Origin of the sequence: Gardnerella washingtoni (genome assembly GCF_049262705.1) — a bacterium.
Classification (GTDB): Bacteria; Actinomycetota; Actinomycetes; order Actinomycetales; family Bifidobacteriaceae; genus Bifidobacterium; species Bifidobacterium vaginale_D.
Map to the genome: position 1 here is coordinate 1,383,854 of NZ_CP058398.1, position 15,225 is coordinate 1,399,078.

General features: G+C 42.4%; 16 protein-coding genes. 1 reads left to right on the forward strand and 15 read right to left on the reverse strand.

What is annotated here, in order from left to right:
* Window position 1: 1 nt before the first annotated feature.
* The 15 genes from dnaX to HXT28_RS05520 all read right to left on the reverse strand — a co-directional run bounded on the left by dnaX (window position 2) and on the right by HXT28_RS05520 (window position 13,384).
* Window positions 2-2,536 (reverse strand): DNA polymerase III subunit gamma/tau, encoded by a 2,535-nt coding sequence (gene dnaX, locus HXT28_RS05450; RefSeq protein ID WP_064346786.1) that lies wholly within the window; start codon window positions 2,534-2,536, stop codon window positions 2-4.
* 105 nt (window positions 2,537-2,641) lie between these two features.
* On the reverse strand, window positions 2,642-3,055 hold the full coding sequence (locus tag HXT28_RS05455) for an Rv3654c family TadE-like protein (protein WP_016636516.1): 414 nt from the start codon (window positions 3,053-3,055) through the stop codon (window positions 2,642-2,644).
* Window positions 3,052-3,429: a TadE/TadG family type IV pilus assembly protein gene (locus HXT28_RS05460; protein ID WP_196227881.1), complete on the reverse strand. Its 378-nt coding sequence runs from the start codon at window positions 3,427-3,429 to the stop codon at window positions 3,052-3,054. The genes HXT28_RS05455 and HXT28_RS05460 overlap by 4 nt, the downstream gene beginning before the upstream one ends.
* A 36-nt stretch (window positions 3,430-3,465) precedes the next feature.
* A complete protein-coding gene (locus HXT28_RS05465) occupies window positions 3,466-3,741 on the reverse strand; it encodes a DUF4244 domain-containing protein (protein ID WP_064346783.1) in 276 nt (91 codons plus the stop codon).
* 162 nt (window positions 3,742-3,903) lie between these two features.
* On the reverse strand, window positions 3,904-4,551 hold the full coding sequence (locus HXT28_RS05470) for a type II secretion system F family protein (protein WP_064346782.1): 648 nt from the start codon (window positions 4,549-4,551) through the stop codon (window positions 3,904-3,906).
* 1 nt (window position 4,552) lies between these two features.
* Complete coding sequence (locus tag HXT28_RS05475; protein ID WP_032814722.1) at window positions 4,553-5,128, reverse strand: hypothetical protein; 576 nt, start codon at window positions 5,126-5,128, stop codon at window positions 4,553-4,555.
* Window positions 5,129-5,157: 29 nt separating this feature from the next.
* On the reverse strand, window positions 5,158-6,249 hold the full coding sequence (locus HXT28_RS05480) for a CpaF family protein (protein WP_032814721.1): 1,092 nt from the start codon (window positions 6,247-6,249) through the stop codon (window positions 5,158-5,160).
* Entirely contained in the window at window positions 6,236-7,372 is a 1,137-nt protein-coding gene (locus HXT28_RS05485) for an ATPase (RefSeq protein ID WP_422113349.1), read from the reverse strand. Before HXT28_RS05485 ends, HXT28_RS05480 begins: the two co-directional genes overlap by 14 nt.
* A 166-nt stretch (window positions 7,373-7,538) precedes the next feature.
* The gene (locus HXT28_RS05490) at window positions 7,539-8,906 is read right to left on the reverse strand and encodes a ClC family H(+)/Cl(-) exchange transporter (protein WP_064346779.1); all 1,368 of its coding nucleotides are present in this window, start codon (window positions 8,904-8,906) and stop codon (window positions 7,539-7,541) included.
* A 39-nt stretch (window positions 8,907-8,945) separates the two neighbouring features.
* The gene (locus HXT28_RS05495; protein ID WP_016636508.1) at window positions 8,946-9,356 is read right to left on the reverse strand and encodes a fluoride efflux transporter FluC; all 411 of its coding nucleotides are present in this window, start codon (window positions 9,354-9,356) and stop codon (window positions 8,946-8,948) included.
* A complete protein-coding gene (locus HXT28_RS05500; RefSeq protein WP_032814717.1) occupies window positions 9,353-9,859 on the reverse strand; it encodes a fluoride efflux transporter FluC in 507 nt (168 codons plus the stop codon). Before HXT28_RS05500 ends, HXT28_RS05495 begins: the two co-directional genes overlap by 4 nt.
* Window positions 9,860-9,954: 95 nt before the next feature.
* A complete protein-coding gene (locus HXT28_RS05505) occupies window positions 9,955-11,256 on the reverse strand; it encodes an adenylosuccinate synthase (RefSeq protein WP_016636506.1) in 1,302 nt (433 codons plus the stop codon).
* A gap of 118 nt (window positions 11,257-11,374) precedes the next feature.
* Complete coding sequence (gene fbaA / locus HXT28_RS05510; RefSeq protein WP_032814715.1) at window positions 11,375-12,430, reverse strand: class II fructose-bisphosphate aldolase; 1,056 nt, start codon at window positions 12,428-12,430, stop codon at window positions 11,375-11,377.
* Between the two features lie 137 nt (window positions 12,431-12,567).
* The gene (locus HXT28_RS05515; RefSeq protein WP_422113350.1) at window positions 12,568-12,915 is read right to left on the reverse strand and encodes a chorismate mutase; all 348 of its coding nucleotides are present in this window, start codon (window positions 12,913-12,915) and stop codon (window positions 12,568-12,570) included.
* A gap of 7 nt (window positions 12,916-12,922) precedes the next feature.
* On the reverse strand, window positions 12,923-13,384 hold the full coding sequence (locus tag HXT28_RS05520; RefSeq protein ID WP_016636503.1) for an Lrp/AsnC family transcriptional regulator: 462 nt from the start codon (window positions 13,382-13,384) through the stop codon (window positions 12,923-12,925).
* Between the two features lie 554 nt (window positions 13,385-13,938).
* Between HXT28_RS05520 and HXT28_RS05525 the strand changes: the two genes are divergently transcribed.
* On the forward strand, window positions 13,939-15,153 hold the full coding sequence (locus tag HXT28_RS05525) for a pyridoxal phosphate-dependent aminotransferase (protein ID WP_422113351.1): 1,215 nt from the start codon (window positions 13,939-13,941) through the stop codon (window positions 15,151-15,153).
* Window positions 15,154-15,225 lie beyond the last annotated feature (72 nt).

A 15,225-nucleotide genomic window follows, 5' to 3' on the forward strand; every position in this document is an offset into this window, starting at 1 on the left:
ATTACTCCTCTTGCTTCCTTTTTGCACTAGCAGCTACATTCTTAGGATTTTTAGGATCAGTAGCTGCAAATTCTTCGACTACTTTAACTTCAAATATTTGCTTAAGCTCATCCATGTTCACTGAAGTAGTAGCTTCCAGCGAATCGTCATCCATCGAACATTCATCAACACAAGCTCCACTAGTTGGCGTTGCCGGTACTTGCATTGGAACAAAAGCAGGATTAGAAGATAATGTCTGATTCTGCTGACTCTGCTGTACTTGCGATTGAGCTGGATGTTCTAAAGAAACATTAGATTGAGAAACTGTAGAGTCAACATCTTGTTCTGTTTTAGTTCCTGCTCCCAGTTCTATTCCGGCTCTCGATTCAGTTCCCTGTTCAGTTTTATTGGCAACTTGAGAAGGCTGATTGGCAGACGCTTGACTGACAGATAAGTTAGGTACTGTAACAACATCTGCAATAGGCACAGCAGACATATCAGCCCAAGCATCATCATCAACACTCGTTGCAGCAGCTAAATGAGCAGTAGAAGATGTACTTTGTTGCGCTGACAAGACATTTTTTTGCATTGTTGTACGTAACGTTGTACTTTCCGCAGTATGCTCGGCAACTACTGACGCTGCAGAACCATCAGTGTTGTAAAAATCCGAGGACTCTTTTTTCTCAGAACTATCAGTCGTAACACCACTACTACCGGCAGTAATCTTATTGTTAAAACCAGCAACTGCACCAGTTTTACGTAATAGAATGTCACGCTTAACTTGGGCAAGTTGTTGCGGCTGCATGCGCGCAACAGACTCTACTTGTTCACCATTAGCAGCCACAGGTGCTGGCGCAATCATCACTTGTGCACCAAATACCTCATGAACTACACTCATAACTACTTTTGGAACTTTTTGCCCATCATACGGAGCAGTAGTACACACTGCGAGCGCGAATGCATGTTGACTCATAGGTTCATTAAAAGTCAACACTAAATGTTGTCGTCCTGGTTTAACTGAAGTTAGCTGTACTTGCGGCACATATTTATTCGTTACGTATTCGCGCACGTCTTCCGGCAATTTTAGAACTACTTCATTCCACATTTCGTTTACGTCTCTGGAATCATTGCTTTGCGCGCTGGAAGCCGAAGTTATTGTCAGCGCTTCAGCAGATACTTGCGCAGGTTTTGCATGTTCTATAGTTGCTGAAGATTGCGTTGCTGAAACTGTTGCCGTATTGGCGCTATTTGTATTATTCGTGTTACTTGCACTATTGGTAGCCTGCACAGCAACAACATTATTATTGTTATTGCGTTGCGAACCCACGAAATGACTTCCAGAAAATGCCCTATTACCTTGATTAGGCTGACGTTGCGCAGTAACAGTATCTTGTCGCACTGGAGATTGATTAACACTACTGCTAGGCATATGAACAGCAACTTCAGTTGCACTTTCACTGTCTGCAAGCAAGCGTGCCATCAAAATTTCCAAATTCATACGCGGAGAAACAGCACTAGCCATGCCGCTTAACGCATCGTTAACAGTTTGAGCCATACGTGTTAAATTCGACAATGTTAATTGAGAAGATTGCCGCTGCAAAGCCACTAAATCCTCTGGAGCAATATCGTTTAATAATTCCGAAGCAGCTTGTTCGCCTGCAGCAACCATAAGTAGTAGATCACGTATCCGTCCCAATAAATCTTCCACAAATTTACGAGTATCATACCCTCCTATAACCACTCGGCGAACCACATCATACAGCGCAGCACCATTATGCGCAATAATTGCATCAATAGCTTCTTCAATTAATGCACTCGGCGTAAATCCGAGCAATGCAACAGCTGAATCTAACGAAATAGTGCCATCAACAGCACCAACCATAAGCTGGTCAAGAACTGAAAGAGTATCACGCATCGAACCAGCTCCAGCACGCATAGCTAGACGCAACACTCCAGGAGCTGGAACAATATTTTCTTTTTTACAAATGTCTTCGAGATACGGACTCATCACTTCCGGAGGAACAAGGCGGAATGGATAATGATGAGTACGAGAACGAATAGTGCCTATTACTTTATCTGGCTCAGTGGTAGCAAAAATAAACATTACATGCTCGGGAGGCTCTTCCACAATTTTTAACAATGCGTTAAAACCTTGCGGAGTAACCATATGAGCTTCGTCAAGAATGAAAATTTTATAACGATCTCGAGCAGGAGCAAAACCAGCACGCTCACGCAACTCACGAGCATCATCGACACCGTTATGACTTGCCGCATCGATTTCCACTACATCAATCGAACCAGGACCGCCCGTAGCTAAATCCTTACAACTTTGGCATTTACCACACGGGTGAGAAGTTGGTCCTTTTTCGCAATTAATACACCGCGCTAAAATGCGAGCAGAGCTAGTCTTACCGCAGCCACGAGGTCCCGAAAATAAATAAGCATGCGTAATTTTACCTTGGTCTAATGCTTGAGACAAAGGTACAGTAACCTGATCCTGCCCAATAACACCATCAAATGTGTCAGGACGATATCTACGATACAAAGCAAGTGCCATTTTAATCTACCGCCACCTAATTATTTCCCCAATATATCTTATTTCAGACTAGCAGAAACTGCCACCCACCTGGTATTGAATACAAATTTAAGCACATCCTTATTTTTATTTATGCGATGTACCACAATCTTCCAGTCCTGCACGAGCTACAACTTCCACACTAGGCGCAAAAGGAATCTGCAGCGGCACGGCAACACGAACAGTTACATCATCATGAGTTGAAGCACATGACTTCAAAATAGCATGACTTGAAGTAACTGTACGCGCTGCAGCATTACACACATGAGTTTCCATACGTTGCAATGCTGAAGCACCCGACAATGCTGAGGCAGTAGCAACAGCATACGCTTGATGCTTAGAACTCAACACATGACCTAGAATAGTGGAAAAAACGAGCATTAAGCAGACTGCGATTACCAGCATAATGCCTAGCATTGTGCCAGAACCGCAGTCTACTGCACCGCATCGCTTACGCGCGAAATATATCACATGTTTCAAACAATAATGGTACCAATTCATGCTAAAACCTGACTAACACGACTCTCCACCAATGGTGGCAATATGTGAAAAGGATCTGGAATAAGAGGACATTTTACAACGATATTTGCCATATCACTGCCTCGACTTATTCGCACAGAAGCTCCCGGCCCTGCAACTTTTTGTGCAATACTTGCAGCAGCTTTATCATCATGATGAGTCACCATATAATATGCAACTTGTGCTGCAGCATCATGGCAATTCATAGCGCATACTACTGCCCTACCAACACCCAATAACACCAATATAAGCATCAATGCACAAGGCAGAACGATAGCAAATTCAGCAGTAACTGCACCGCAATCATGCACACTATTAGTACGCAATAAACGCTCACATGCTATATTTTTCCGCATCATAAGCTCATTTCATTTGCTTCATTACACAATACGTCAACTAATCTTCAATGCTTTTTGCACCAATTGCGTCAATGCTGTTCGTATAGCGCCTGATTTCAAAATAGCAATAAGCACTGCAGCAAAACCAGTAGCAGCGATAAGAACAACAGCATATTCAGCAGTAACTGCACCCGAATCTCGTTGTTGAAGATTACCGGCATATTGCTCACTTTTCTGCCGTAAACGCGTTGCTATTACTGATAATTGCTCATTCATTTGCAATATCGATACCGAACAACGCACGGCAAGATTCTGCATTATCCCAACCATAATCTTGTACCTTTCCCTTCAAAATATCCGAAATTTTCGGATGCTACCATTGTGACAAGTTACCTCATCGTCCCCAATAAAAAATCCTTAATGTGGATAAAAGCTCACTCAACCATCACAACATGTTATTGAAAACAATCAATCTGTTAGTCTTACCCACAACTAGCGCATAAGCGACATCACCGTTGGAACAATGCCAATACATATAAAAGACGGCAAAAAACATAAACCTACAGGAAGTAGCAGGCGCACAGACAATCTCGAAGTTTCTTGACGGGCAGCATTCGCCATAGTGCGCTCATAATGGCTCGAAAGAGCCAATAATACTGGCACTGGCGATGATCCATAACACCAAGACTCACACAATGCTGACATTAACCATTTTGCCAATATTGATGAAGAAGCTATTTGTTCACCTTCAACTAATTTCATACCACTTTTAGCAACAGAATCAATTTGAGTAGTATGCACATAAACAGGAGACCAAGCTTCATGCCACGTATCACCAGCTAATAACGCATCTGAAACTGCACAGAGCCATAGACCACAGCCCCCCGGCAATACTTCGCCAACAGCAGTAAGAGCTCTCGGAATAGATGCCCCACTACGCAGCGCAACAATAATCATATGCAAACCTAGCAGCGGATCAATGTCTGATATGCGTGCATTTCGCCATTCATATTTCATTCTTGCATTACCATATAAAAATTGCGCACCTTCACCCAACACATGCGCACCTACAGACACATTGCAACACTGCCAAACCATTACAACGAATATTGGAACAATAATCCAAAGCTGCCACCACATGTTAGCCTCCCACGATGGCGCTATCCATAGCATGTTGTGATATTCGAAGCATAGAACGCACCCAAGCTAAACCCAAACTATAACACACTGCACCAAGAGCTAAGAGAATCCACCCATGCACAGTAGTGCTTAACATAAGGAGAGGATGTCCACCGAGTAATTCTCCAGCTAGAAGTGCCAAAAAAGGCAATGCAGTCAGTAATTTTATAGTGGCTTGAGGCATTGCAGCAACATCAGCACGCAAATCTTCAGCACGACGCTGAGCATGATACGACGCAGCGGTAGCCTCTACGCAAGTTGCCATAGCACACCCAAGCGTATTACTTAATTGGTACGCAGTCATAAGATTTTCAGCAACATGATGCATATGCCGTTCAAGACGACGACGCTGACTGTCAGTTATTTCGCGATTACGAGTTAAACATCGCGTAGCAAGCCACTGATAAATAAGCTCAGTATTCATTACAGAAGCACTACTATAATGCTCTATTTTAGTATCAGCTTGTATGATCATAACAAATGTCGATCCCGCTCGCAGAGCTGCAAGTAACCCTGCGAGCGCCTCTTCAATATCCATCTTCATTCCCCCCAATCTCTCAAACCAAGTTACGATGTCAATTGACTTAGAGCACACGTATGAATACTGGTAATATCTTCAGGAAGCTGCCAGCGTTGAGCAAATTTAGCCCAAGCTGGCAGAACTTCCATATTCAAACGATTATCTGCACGACGTATCAACTGCAAAACAGCAATGCCTCGCAACACTGACCCCTGAGATGATGACTCTAAAACACCAAGTTCTCGAACCATACGACGCCCATCTGCTGTACGCTCCACGTGAATAACCACATCAAAAGCACCCGCTGCCAAAGCGCATAAAGCAGCTGGCTCTAATCCAGCAAGTAGACCCAACGCCATAAGGCGAGCAGGAACCTTTTCTACTTCATCAGCGTGCAACGTCGTCATTCCACCTTTATGACCTGAAGTGAATACGCGTAACAAATCCGCAATTTCTTCACCTCTACATTCACCTAGAATGATGCGATCTGGACGCATTCTTAACGTTGCTTTTACTAGTTGAGATAAACTAATTTCACCTGCACCTTCTACATTTGCTTCTCGCACACTTAATGAAACATGATTAGCTGTCAATGCACCAAGCTCTCGAGTCTCTTCAACTGACACAATTCGATCATGTGAATCAGCCACTGCAAGTAAAGCTTTCATAAGAGTAGTTTTCCCAGAACCAGTACTTCCAGTAATAACTATATTGGCTCTTAACTGCACTAATACGCTCAACATATATGCTAATTCTTGAGGGAACATACCTTGATTACTTAAAGATAACAAATCACAACGTTTGATCGAAGGGAAACGAATAGACAATGCCGCACCTTGCGCAACGACTGGCGCCAATACTGCATGAATACGAATACCAGATTTACTTGAAGCGTCAGCTATAGGACAAGCATCATCAAGTCTTTTACCAAGCTGAGCGCAAAGCCATACCGCATATTCTCGTAGCAATGTAGGATTTCGTAAAGGCACACGAGGCACACACTCACGTAAACCTTGTCCTCGATCCACCCAAACACGACCTTCTTCACTTATAACCATATCAGTAACATGCAAATCAGCAGCAAATTCCTGTAAGATACCAAAATCTATGTCACGAGTATTACTCTTACTCACTACCATACCTGCCCCCAGTATGCTGTAAATGACGATATTGCACTCTTCGATATTGAGCTACTGCATCTTTTGTACGCGCAATAACATCTCCCAAAAGCCAACGTTCAATCTGTTTCATAGTCGCTTTCATTGGCGCTGAAATACCTCGGATACCATACCCACCAACAATGCTCGCATACATACGCGCATCATAAGATAACGAACCCAATATTGGAATTGTTAAATATTCAGCAGCTTCATCAATATGTAAAACATACGATTTTTGTGTTAATCCACGCGGCGCTAAACCTATCGCCCCAAATTTATTGCAAGAACCATCACCATCACTGTATACACTATTAAACCTTTGAAAGAAAGCACGAAAACGAGCTAAATCAAGTACAGATAATTCAACAGCAGCCAATGTTGCTAAATTAGCAAGCTGAGGAATACTCTTGTAAGCCTGCATCGCAACTTCACCAGCACCAATATCTACAATAACTACATCACAGGCTTCAGCTAAAGCGCGAATAGCAGCCTCAACTACCCACGGTTCCGGCCGCTTACCTTGCCACGGAGCAAACGCTAAAACATCAACTCCATCCCAGTGCACTAGCTCATTACACAATACATAGCCATCACAGTGACCTAACGGTGCCTCAACTTCTTGTAAACGACGACCTTCATCAGATTCTAAGCCGAGTAGCACATCTAAACCGCCATGCACCAAATCAGCATCAACAAGTGCAACATGATGTCCACGCATAGTTAAATGACGAGCAAGTAACGATAATGACGTACTCAATCCAATGCCATCAGTTGCAGCAGTCCCCACTAGGATATTTGAGGGCAACGGAGACAACGTCCCACACACCATTTGCTCCTGTGCATATTCTTGCGTCGAACGAACAGTACTACTGGTTGTGCTACGAGAATATTGAGGCAATACAGTCATTATCGTATGATCTTCCGAAGCTGCTTTTACAGACTCTGCAATACCAGGCACTCCACTATTGTGCGATTGCGCTGATGCCTGGGGAGGATAAACATAACGCTGCGTGTTTTGCAGTTCCCCTACACGCACACTACTACTGCCAGAAACGTTACCAATAGCAGCATCAGCCAGTTTATTATTTGCATTCATATTCATACTCATGCGCCTATTGAAACGCATAAGCAAGCTGGTATGCAATGGAATCGCAGCAATGTGGTTAAAACATTGAAAGCTGATTTAGACCAATCTAACTCAAAAACTGTGTTTAAAACTCGCGTTAATACTATGAAATTATTTCAATAAAAAATTAAATAATCCTCACTTATTCCAAAGTCAGTGCGTGATTAAGCACAAGATCTCCATGAGACTGCATATAACGCTCAAGAAGTTCCCCATAAATTGGCTTAGTTTTTAGAATATCCGAAATAAGCAGCGCAATAAACGCGGAAGCTGCAACTGGAAGTGTATGAATCATAGTTCCAGACATTTCAACTGTTAGCAAAATCGAAGTCAAAGGAGCTTTTACAGAAGCAGACAACGTACCAGCCATCACACAGACTGCGAACACAGATACGAATTTTGCATCAATACCAAATGCTGAAACACTAGTAATACCACGAGCTGCTACCCCGCCTGCGAGCGCACCCACAGCAAGAATCGGCATAAAAATACCCCCAGGAGCACCGCAACCAAAACTTGTAGAAGTAAACAGCATTTTTGCAACAAAAAGCAAACAGAGCATTGCAATACTTATTTTCCCATACTCTGAAAGACGAACAAGATTAGAGCCGCCGCCAAGTACTTCAGGAAGGAACAAGCCGACTGGAATCGCAATTAAGCAGGCTACCGCAACCGGCATCCACTGAGGCAAATAACCATACAACGTTTGTAAGCCAAGAAGTGAACGATTCATTAAAGAGCCCACAAATCCAGCAAAAATACCAAGTGGAATAAGCCAAATATGCAATCCCATTGGCAAGTCTGGAATTTGCCCGAAATCTAAAACCGGTCGCAAACCGAAACATGTCTGCGAAACAAAATCAGCACACAAAGAAGCAACAGCAGCACCCATAAGAACAGTTGAAGTTAAGCCACGCTGCACTTCTTCCATCGCAAACATAACGCCAGAAAGAGGAGCAGAAAATGCTGCCGATAAACCAGCAGCAGCGCCAGCAGTTACAATATAATGTTCTTGTATGTCGTCACGCTTGCCTTTGCGGAAAATTCGTGACAACATCTGTGCGCCACACGCGCCAATTTGAATTGACGGGCCTTCACGCCCAAGCGACAATCCAAATAAAGAACCTAACAAACCACCAACAAAACGTACCGGTAAAATAGTGTTCCAGCGCATATTTAATCCGCGCCGAACGTAGCCCACAACTTGCGGAATACCGCTTCCGGAAGCCATACTTTCTTTAATACTCATCCATCCAATAATGAGACCGGCAATTATAGCAAAAACTACACATGGCACAATCCACCACGCATTATGCCACATTTGCAAATACATCCAGCGCGCAAAATCTGTACCATACTCAATACCAAGTCTGTAGGAAGCTACAAGCGAACCGGAAACTGCGCCAACGAATACGCCCGCTAATATTACTTTCCAGCGAAGCTGACAAAAAGTTTCTGATATTTGCTTTGACCACTTACTTAAAAAGCTCGCTACATTCTTAAAATTCACTACAACTCGATTCTGCACACAATGCTTAACTTTTAAATACTAAAATATGTACAATAACAATATCTGCGAAACAATATAACCAACAGAAGCAGCCAAAAATGGCGCAATCAACTCCGCGCAAAGCAGAAAAATGCCATCTTTTATGCGCTTTCTTTGAATAAGCTCCACACCTTCAAAAATTGCAGTAGAAAAAGTTGAGAATCCACCCAAAAATCCTAAAATCATCAAATAAACAACATTAGCACCAAAAATCGCTACTGCAACCATGAAAACATTAGAAACAACTCCTAAAGCAAACGAAGCTAAACAATTAATAAACAGAGTTGCAACAGGAACTCTACTATTATGGCTTGCAGCAATTTTTTTAGTCATGGCGCATCTTAAAACAGCGCCTAAACCGCCAAAAAAGCAAGGCAAAACAAATATAGTAAAAACGTACAATGAATTCATTGTTTCACCGCCTTAGTATTAGCTTCTACAACAGTTTGTTCCCGCTTTCTATTGATACATTTTGCAATTCTTGTTCCAACCCAACTTCCAAAGAATGCCATGAGAACGCCAAAAATCAAAGAAAAAATCATACCCAAAATAGCAAACGTCATGCGCGGAGCAATAAGCGACATAGCACCTTCAAATGCGAAAGTAGACATAGTTGACAATCCGCCGCAAAAGCCTGTTCCAAGAGCATATTTAAACAAAGCTTGCTTTTCCGCCGGTAACGCCTTAACTGCTATTGCAGTAACAAAAGCAAAAATAAAGCAAGCAATCATATTAGATAGGAAAGTACCTAAAGTAAGCTGACCGAATATAGAAGACTGACCATCTACTGGCTGAATTATGTGCGCATAGGAAGAAATTATTCCACGCACAAATGCTCCTAAAGTACCGCCAATAAAAACTAAAAGGTATAAGCGGCGATTATTTTTCTGATTTTTTTTGCTTACTCTCTTCATTTTCACTCTTTTCAAAACTCTTGTCATAAACCAAAACGACACTCTCGATTGAGAAGTGCCGTTTTGTTAAGTTAATCATCAGCTAATAAACAATTTCAGTCAGTGAGTGAGTGAACGCTAATAATGTGATCACGTTGCGGACCAGTGCCAATAGCAGAAATACGGCAATGTGAGAGCTCTTCTAATCGCTTCACATAATTCTGAGTATTCTGAGGTAGATCCTCAAACTTGTGAATTTGCGAAATATCCTCATTCCAACCTGGAATCATTTCATATACCGGCTTTGCAGAAGCAAACAGCGCTTGATCTACCGGCATTTCTTCCACGCGCTTAACAGTTCCGTCTGTCAAAGTCACATCATATGCAACGCAAACTGGAATTTCCTTCAAACCAGTCAAAACATCAAGTTTAGTAAGCACAATATCCGTCAAACCGTTCACACGCGTAGCGTAACGACTCACTACAGAATCAAACCAACCACAACGACGAGGACGACCAGTAGTAACACCGTACTCATGACCCTGCTCACGCAACCAGTCACCTTGTTCATCCAAAAGCTCAGTTGGGAATGGACCCTCACCAACGCGAGTGATATACGCCTTAGCAACACCAATTACACGAGTAATACGCGTAGGTCCAACACCTGTACCAGTGCAAGCACCACCTGCAGTAGGATTAGAGGAAGTGACGAATGGATAAGTACCATGATCAACATCAAGCATTGTAGCTTGACCGCCTTCAAACAGTACGGTCTTACCTTCATCTATTGCTTTATTTAACACTAATGAAGTGTCAGCAACATAGGGCTTCAAACGTTTACCAAGTTCTACAAGCTGAGCAGTTACAGTATCAATATCAATAGGGTGCTGATTATAAAGCTTCACAAGCATTTGATTTTTTTGATGCAAACTTGCTTCAACTTTATCGCGTAAATGTTCAGCATTAAATAAATCGTGCACACGAATACCAACGCGGTTGATTTTATCCGCGTAAGTAGGTCCAATACCACGACCAGTTGTACCAATCTTATGCTTACCAAGGAAACGCTCAGTTACTTTATCAATAACTCGATGATACGGAGTAATAATATGTGCAGCTTCACTCACCAACAAACGCGAACAATCAACACCGCGAGATTCCAAGGCATCAATTTCTTCAAATAAAACTTCTGGATCAACAACAACGCCATTACCAATTACAGGCGTCACATTAGGGCTAATAATGCCGCTTGGAAGCAAATGCAGTGCGTAAGATTTATCTCCGACTACTACCGTGTGGCCAGCATTATTACCGCCATTAAAACGCGCGACAATATCAACCTTTGAGCCGATTAAATCTGTTGCTTTGCCTTTACCTTCATCACCCCATTGAGCACCAATAAGCACAATTCCAGGCATGCCGCACCTCCATTTTTTGAGCTAGCGCCGCTCAAATAAGCATAATTCCTACCTGACCAGACTAGCGCTACGCCCCTACCGAATCATCAAGATAACAACGCAAGTCAAACGCAAAAATCTACTGTAACGCTTTTCCGGCAGAGCCTAACTGCACGCACGCTTCTACGACACGTTGTGCCATAGCTTTTTCAGCTTCACGCCCCCATGAACGAGGATCGTATAATTTCTTTTCGCCAACTTCACCATCTATTTTCAGCACAGCATCATAATTACTAAACATATGTCCTGCGATAGCCCGAGTAAAAGCGTATTGCGTATCCGTATCAATGTTCATTTTGACTACGCCGTAACGCACAGCTTCAGCAATCTCTTGAGGAGTTGAACCAGATCCGCCGTGAAATACCAACAAGAAAGGCTTTCTCGACGCGCCAAACGTACGAGTATCGCAAATATCTTTATATCGTTCATACACTGCTTGCTGAATTTCTTGCAGCAAGTGCGGATGCAATTTCACAACACCTGGCTTATACGCACCATGAACATTGCCAAAAGTAAACGCTGCCATATATCTGCCACGCTCACCTAAGCCAAGTTTTTCTACTACTTGCATAGCATCTTCAGGTGTTGAATATAGGCGCTCATCAATATCGGCACGATGACCATCTTCTTCACCGCCAACTACACCGATTTCAATTTCGAGAATAGTACGCGCCTTTTGTGAAACATCAAGTAACTCCTGCGCTACATCCAAATTATGTTGCAAAGGCACAGTCGAACCATCCCACATATGCGATTGGAACAGAGGCTCGGCACCATGCTTAACCTGCTCCGCTTCCTTAGCTAAAAGCGGACGAATCCAATCATCTAAATAAGATTCAGCGCAATGATCTGTGTGAAGAGCAATAGTTATATTTGGATATTGTGCTGCAACTTCATGCGCAAAAGCAGCAAAAGCAAGAGAGCCTATTACGCGATTATTCACAGATTGCCCAGAAAAATAAGCAGAACCACCAACAGATACTTGAATAATGCCGTCAGACTCAGCCTCTGCAAATCCCTGTAGAGCTGCATTCAGCGTTTGGGTGCTCGTAACATTAATAGCTGGGTATGCGTAGCCGCCTCGACTTGCGGCATCAAGCATATGCGCATAACGTTCAACAGTTGCAATAGTCATACTTGTATTATCCGCCTTTATGCTCCACAGTGCCAATATATGCACAAAAACGTTACATATACGTAGCGCACACGCACAGCGCATGCACAAATATACGACACAACATAAGCTACAGCGATATGCGCGCCACAGTAAGTCTAATCTTGATTCAACATTTGCTTATGACGTTTTTTGGCTTCTGTAACGACAAATTCGTGATATTGCACGGCAATCGAAGCATCTAATCCGGCTGTTTTTGCAAGTTCTAGCAGCCGATTCACCTGCGTATGCTCACGGCGAGTATCCGCAGGAGCAAAACCAGCTTGAGCTTTAATCTCACCAATGCGTTGGGTAATTTTAAAGCGCTCAGCTAACAGTGCAACAACAGCACCATCAATATTATCAATCGATTGACGCAACGCAATAATCTTTTCTGCAGCATCTTTGCAGCATGTATTTGACGAATTATCGCGAGCGTCAATCGTTGTTTCAGAAAAATCACACATATTATAATTAATCGAAATACGTTTGCAAAACCATAGTAGTTTCGGTACTCACTGGCACAATACGATGAATTGTGTTAATAAGTTCTTCTAGCTTACTTGGAGTTGCTACACGCACTACCAACATAAAACTTGGACTACCAGTAATCGAATAACATGCTTCAATCCCCGGTATGTCACGCAGTTTTGTAGGAATCGTTGCCTCTTGACCAAAATCAAGCGGCGTAACTGACACAAAAGCACTTACCGGTAAACCACGACGCTCGTAATCAATCAATGCACGATAACCAGTGATAATACCTTTACGCTCAAGCTTCTGCACACGCGATTGTACCGCGGAAACAGACAGACCTGATGCTTTTGCTAAACGCGTTAATGTTGCACGACCATCATGTTCGAGAATATCTACGATAATTCCGTCAGTTGAATCCATCACCATGTTAACTTCAGATTTATGAGGATTTCCGGTCATACGTCCTCCATTCTCCCATCGACGCTGAATTGAGAATCTATAAATGAATCTAAGCTAGCGCCACCTTGCAGTCACTCCCATAGTACCGTATTTTTTACAGAAAAAGAACAAAGTTATACAAAAAATAAAGTTTCTACGACAAATAACGAACACATGAAACAATAAATTTGTGAAGATTTTACCCTATTTTTCCAGGTTTGCACAGGAAATATAGTTTCTTCATAAGAAAGATTGAGAAAAATTGTGCGATATACAAGAAAATTTTCACATTCTATTTTATTAAGATTTTTGCAAAAATAATCACTATTGAAACTTCGTATACAGAAAATATTGTTCCTTAATGCTTGATTGCTTGACTCTTGTTGCCTACCTAGTATTTGCAAACAATCATTTTTAATTATGTATGATTAGCATATGAGCATACTCTTGTAAGCAGTACTGGTATTATATTTCATAATCAACATAAAAGATGCAAACAAAGCCTATAATACCAACAATTAACTGTAATCATCTTCATAAAAATCAACAATTAACTATTACAGAAGGAGCACAATATGGTTGCTGTAGCAAAACACGCAACCTCGATACCTCGCTCAGGTATTCGAGACGTATTTGACCGCGTAGAACAAATACCTGATGCCATTTCGTTATGTCTAGGCGAACCAGGGGAAACTGCTTCTTCACACATTGTTGACGCAGCATGCGAATCTCTGCATGCAGGCAAAACAAAATATACAGACGTGTTAGGAATACCGGAATTTCGTAATGCTGCTGCCTGCTATACACAACGCGTAAAAGGTTTAACGTATGACGCAAATTCTGAAATCCAAGCCGTTGATGGCGCAACCATTGGTTTATATTTAGCTATTAAAGCTGTAGTGGATCCAGGCGATGAAGTTATTATTCCATCACCATATTTCACTTCTTACGACGCAGAAGTATTAATGTGCGACGCTACACCTGTCACAGTTGCCTTACAACCAGAGCATGGCATGCATATTAATGCAAACGAAATTCGCAAGGCAATTACCCCACATACTCGCGCAATCATTATCAACTCACCATGCAACCCAACAGGCGCTGTTACTAGTGCAGAAGAACTCGCAGAAGTAGCAAAAGTATGCCAAGAATTTGATTTGTGGGTAATTTCCGACGAAGTTTATCATCCGTTTGTATTCGCAAGCAGCCCCGAATCCGAACCAATTGGCGAAGCGGTAGCACCCTCTATTGCAGCTGTCGAAGGTATGAAAGATCGCACTATTATTGTAGAGAGTTTATCAAAAACTTATGCAATGACTGGTTGGCGCATTGGCTATCTGCTAGCACCAAGCAATATTATTGAGCAAACCAGCAAAATTGCAGAAATGATGCACTCATCTGTAAACTCCACTGCACAATACGGCGCAATTGCAGCGCTCACTGGACCGCAAAATCATGTGCGCGAAATGCGCGAAGAATATCGTACAAAGCGCAGTTTAGTTTTGGAAGTACTGGCAGATTGTAAAGCTGTGCGCCTTATTGAACCACAAGGAGCATTTTATGTTTTTGTTGACATACGACCTACTGGATTAACTTCTGAAGAATTTAGTAGAAAACTTTTGAAAGAAGAAAAAGTTGCTGTTGTTCCTGGTGAAGCATTCGGCGCAGAAGGAAGCGGATTTGTGCGACTCTCTTACGCAGGCAAAGCAGAAGAATTACGCGAAGGAGTAGAAAGAATGCGGCGTTTTGCTGAAGTGCACCAAGCAGCCCAAGCCGCAAATAGTAATTAGTAACTCAATAATTTGTATTACGTTGTATTACACAAATAATTGCCCCCAACGCACGCACTGGGGGCAATTATT

Excerpts from the sequence above, each read along its gene's own strand:
- dnaX (WP_064346786.1), bottom strand. The coding sequence starts at position 2,536 with ATGGCACTTGCTTTGTATCGTAGATATCGTCCTGACACATTTGATGGT.
- HXT28_RS05455 (WP_016636516.1), bottom strand. The coding sequence starts at position 3,055 with ATGAATTGGTACCATTATTGTTTGAAACATGTGATATATTTCGCGCGT.
- HXT28_RS05460 (WP_196227881.1), bottom strand. The coding sequence starts at position 3,429 with ATGCGGAAAAATATAGCATGTGAGCGTTTATTGCGTACTAATAGTGTG.
- HXT28_RS05465 (WP_064346783.1), bottom strand. The coding sequence starts at position 3,741 with ATGGTTGGGATAATGCAGAATCTTGCCGTGCGTTGTTCGGTATCGATA.
- HXT28_RS05470 (WP_064346782.1), bottom strand. The coding sequence starts at position 4,551 with ATGTGGTGGCAGCTTTGGATTATTGTTCCAATATTCGTTGTAATGGTT.
- HXT28_RS05475 (WP_032814722.1), bottom strand. The coding sequence starts at position 5,128 with ATGGATATTGAAGAGGCGCTCGCAGGGTTACTTGCAGCTCTGCGAGCG.
- HXT28_RS05480 (WP_032814721.1), bottom strand. The coding sequence starts at position 6,249 with ATGGTAGTGAGTAAGAGTAATACTCGTGACATAGATTTTGGTATCTTA.
- HXT28_RS05485 (WP_422113349.1), bottom strand. The coding sequence starts at position 7,372 with ATGAATATGAATGCAAATAATAAACTGGCTGATGCTGCTATTGGTAAC.
- HXT28_RS05495 (WP_016636508.1), bottom strand. The coding sequence starts at position 9,356 with ATGAATTCATTGTACGTTTTTACTATATTTGTTTTGCCTTGCTTTTTT.
- HXT28_RS05500 (WP_032814717.1), bottom strand. The coding sequence starts at position 9,859 with ATGAAGAGAGTAAGCAAAAAAAATCAGAAAAATAATCGCCGCTTATAC.
- HXT28_RS05505 (WP_016636506.1), bottom strand. The coding sequence starts at position 11,256 with ATGCCTGGAATTGTGCTTATTGGTGCTCAATGGGGTGATGAAGGTAAA.
- fbaA (WP_032814715.1), bottom strand. The coding sequence starts at position 12,430 with ATGACTATTGCAACTGTTGAACGTTATGCGCATATGCTTGATGCCGCA.
- HXT28_RS05515 (WP_422113350.1), bottom strand. The coding sequence starts at position 12,915 with ATGTGTGATTTTTCTGAAACAACGATTGACGCTCGCGATAATTCGTCA.
- HXT28_RS05520 (WP_016636503.1), bottom strand. The coding sequence starts at position 13,384 with ATGACCGGAAATCCTCATAAATCTGAAGTTAACATGGTGATGGATTCA.
- HXT28_RS05525 (WP_422113351.1), top strand. The coding sequence starts at position 13,939 with ATGGTTGCTGTAGCAAAACACGCAACCTCGATACCTCGCTCAGGTATT.